Origin of the sequence: Alteromonas sp. ALT199, from assembly GCF_018619335.1 — a bacterium.
Taxonomy (GTDB): Bacteria; Pseudomonadota; Gammaproteobacteria; order Enterobacterales; family Alteromonadaceae; genus Alteromonas.
Genome location: NZ_JAHHDX010000130.1, coordinates 1 through 3,510, shown reverse-complemented (window position 1 = coordinate 3,510; position 3,510 = coordinate 1). Strand labels below are relative to the sequence as shown.

Annotated in this window: 3 protein-coding genes; all 3 read left to right on the top strand. The window is 38.7% G+C overall.

Features of this window, described 5'->3' with window-relative positions:
• Nucleotides 1–1,116 (top strand): glycosyltransferase family 2 protein (locus tag KL866_RS14465; RefSeq protein WP_214995667.1); only part of this gene is annotated, 1,116 nt, incomplete at its 5' end.
• Nucleotides 1,116–2,024 carry a glycosyltransferase gene (locus KL866_RS14460; RefSeq protein WP_214995665.1) on the top strand — a complete coding sequence of 303 codons (909 nt, stop codon included), beginning with the start codon at nucleotides 1,116–1,118 and terminating at the stop codon, nucleotides 2,022–2,024. The genes KL866_RS14465 and KL866_RS14460, both read left to right, overlap by 1 nt.
• On the top strand, nucleotides 2,024–3,475 hold the full coding sequence (locus KL866_RS14455) for an oligosaccharide flippase family protein (RefSeq protein WP_214995663.1): 1,452 nt from the start codon (nucleotides 2,024–2,026) through the stop codon (nucleotides 3,473–3,475). Before KL866_RS14460 ends, KL866_RS14455 begins: the two co-directional genes overlap by 1 nt.
• Nucleotides 3,476–3,510: the final 35 nt, after the last annotated feature.

The window sequence follows — 3,510 nt, the reverse complement described above, 5'->3', positions numbered from 1 at the left end:
ATATTATTATTTTTTCATCTAATTCCTGTAAATATTAGTTACCGAAGCAAGTCTGCGTATTGGAGCACCATGAAATCGGAAAATTTAAGTCTACCGGTATCGGTAATCGTTCCACTTTACAACCGAGAGGCTTTTCTTCCTCAACTTCTTAGAACCTTAGAGTGCCAGACATTTAAAGAGTTTGAGGTCATTCTTATTGACGATGGAAGCACCGATAGCACCCATGCGTGGATAGAAAAACATTTTCGAAAATCTGTTCTCAATTATTATTACATATATCAGGATAATGGCGGGCCTTATAAAGCACGCAACAATGGTTTAAAGCACTCAAAAGGTAAGTATATAGTTCTTTTTGATAGCGACGACGAGTGGCCTGATTATCATTTGAAACAGTTCTTTGATGCTATGGAAGCAAACCAAGATGTAGACTGGATTTTTGCGAGCATAGAGATAATAGAGCACGAAAGCCGAAATGTGTTACAAGAGTCGAACTTCGTTGACGATAGTGGTAATAAGCACCCTATCATTTCGCTTCAATCTGAAATAAGGTTTGTTGGTGAGGGGCAGATTAGGGTTATTACAGACCCAAGGCTTCCTGAGACGATGATAGAGCATACACTTCCCGGCAGTATGCAATGTTCAATGATTAAAAGGTCTGTGTTCGACAGTCATTTATTTGATGAAAATTTTAGAACCGCTTACGACCGCTTCTTTTGTATGAAGACTGCCATCAGAGGCTTTAAGTTTGCGTATCTCAACAATACTCATCTTATTTATCATGTTCATGACGATAATATATCTACCGTATCGGCTAATACCCCAGCAGAAAAACTAAAGAAAAGCGCAATAACAATGATTAGGGGCTATAGACTAATTGAAAGAGAAGCAGTGAATTTGAAACAAAAAAAAGCAGCAAAGAAGCGTGTTGGCGAAGTTCACGCATGGGAGCTTTCCATGGCTGAACAATCGTTAGGTGATTACAAGGCAAGTATAAGTGCCATTTGCGTCGCGATAAACAATAGTCCCAAAAACTTGCTGTATTATAAAACGCTGTTTGCAACTTACATCAAGTTAATCTCATCGAATCTCATCGGTTTTATTAGGGCAGATAAGTAATGCATGTAGTTACGATGGATGCAGTAATACCTCATTATGGCGAGTTAGCGCAGCTATTAAATATTTTGGATTGTTTCCAATTAGCTGATAAGCCAGTCGGTTTTGAAAAAATAATAGTTGTTGAAAATGGACAAGAAGCAAACGCTTCAAATGTTGGTAGTTTATACCCGAATTTGAACATTGTTTATACGTACACAGAAACTGCAGGGTTAACCAATGCGAGAAACATTGGTGTCCGTTCCAGCCAAGCTGACTTCATTGTACTTCTTGATAACGATCTTAGCTTCGGTGAGTTTTTCCTCCGCCAGTATTACGAAGCGTTCTGTAAGCGCGGGCAAATGTATTTTTTTGGTGGCCAAATAGAGCCTGTGTTTGAAAGCAATCCTCACGAGTGGTTACTTGATTACTGTCCTACGTCTGTAAAGGGGTTGTTTTTCGATGAAGATTCAGAAACGAGTAAAGCAGAGTTTTTAGGTGGTAACCACGCCATTTCTAGAAAAGCTATCGAGTTACTTACTAACAAAAATGGTCAAGTTTACGATGGGGAATCGGCTACTGCAGACTCAGGCGGTATTGGAGAGGAGACACGCCTTCAAAACTATTTACTAGCTAACGGCTTTAAGGGATGGAAAGTTTCGGAAGCTACGGTGCTACACCCTGTCCCAAAAGAGTCTTTAACTTATGCATGGGTGTGTAATCGTAGATATCGTGCTGGTGTAACTGCTGGAAGTACAGAGTTATTGACTCATAAATCTATTCCTGTGTGGCTTTTTAAAATATTTTATTCAAACTATATTAAAGAACAGGTTTTTTTGTCGTTTTCACAGAGACTAGCTCTTAAATATGGCGTTTCTCGGGCGTGGGCTAAAGGTGCTATTGACGCTATCAAAAACAGGACACCTAGTTAGTGGCCTCATTTCGTTCAGCATTAAAATTTTCTTACCTCGGCGGTTATGCAGTTATAGTATTCCAGCTTTTGACGTCAATGGTCGTAGCTAGATTACTAGAACCTTCAGACTTTGGACTTTATTCAGTTGCGATGGTATTTGCAGTAATAGCCGAGTTAATCAGAAACTTTGGGGTGAGTAATTACATAATAAAAGAGAAAGAGCTCACAACTCAAAAGCTCGAGTGTGCGCTTTTTCTTTTGATAGTAACGAGTTCGTTTGTTGCTGGGCTGCAATTTTTTATGGCGGTCCCTATTGGCAACTTTTATAACGAAGAGCGTTTGACCGCAGTATTGCAATTGTTATCGCTTAACCTCGTACTTATTCCTTTTGGCGCTATTACGAAATCTCGTTTGAGGCGAGAATTACGTATGAGAGAACTATCCATTATTGATGTAACTAGCAATTTAGTGGGTTCTATCGTTACGTTAAGTCTCGCTTATTTGGGGTGGGGGGTGTTCTCACTACCGCTAGGATTAATAGCAGTATCGCTTACTTCAGTCTTTGTCACATTTTTTTTCCGATATGGCGATAACCCCAAACGTTTGAGAGTGAGGGGCAGCAAAGATATATTCTCTTTTTCATCAATAGTTGGGCTGACTGGAGTTGTAAACCATATTGGAAATAGTTCTCAAGACTGGTTGTTAGGTAAACTTGTTGGAATGGAGAGCGTCGGTTTGTACTCCAGAGGTTCTTCCACTGTAGCGTTGTTTGATCGGGTGGTGTCTAATCCTGTAAATTTATTGATAGCTCCAGTTTTTGCAACTAAAGCAAATTCGGGAGAGGCAATAGTACCCACGTATATTAAGTTGACTTGTATTCAAGCATCAATTGCTTGGCCTTGTTTGATAACGTTAGCATATTTTTCAGAGCCAATAATAAACCTTTTATACGGTGCACAATGGTCACTCGTTTCGGATTTATTGATATGGATTTGTTTGGCAAAAATTTTGATGACTATTACTCAATATGCTAATGAGATCCTCGTCGGAATAGGTAAAGCTAGGGAAGTTTTCTGCGCGAACTTGATAATGATGATCGTGAAAATAGCAATTTTAATAGCGTGTATTGACTTAGATTTAGTTTATATAGTCATGGCTGTATCGCTGTCTGTTCAAACGATAAGATTGTTCACATATCTTTTTATTCTCAATCGCTCATTCAAGCTAGATGTCGCTCTGCTAGCAAGAAAGCTTGCGAGAGTAGCGCTTGTTTGTGTTTTATCCGTTAGCCCATTACTTTTATATGATAGAAATGAGCTAACGTTGACGCTGGTTCTTCTACCATTCATTTCTCTTCTGATTTGGTTTTTCTTCTCAAAGGTAATGAAGTTGGATGTTTATTTTGAAATAGACAAAGTAATTGAAAGGATGTATTTACGTGAAAACTTTAGAAAGTGTTTTTCTAAATAACAAAGATAAAAAACATATATTTGTTCAACCTGGGG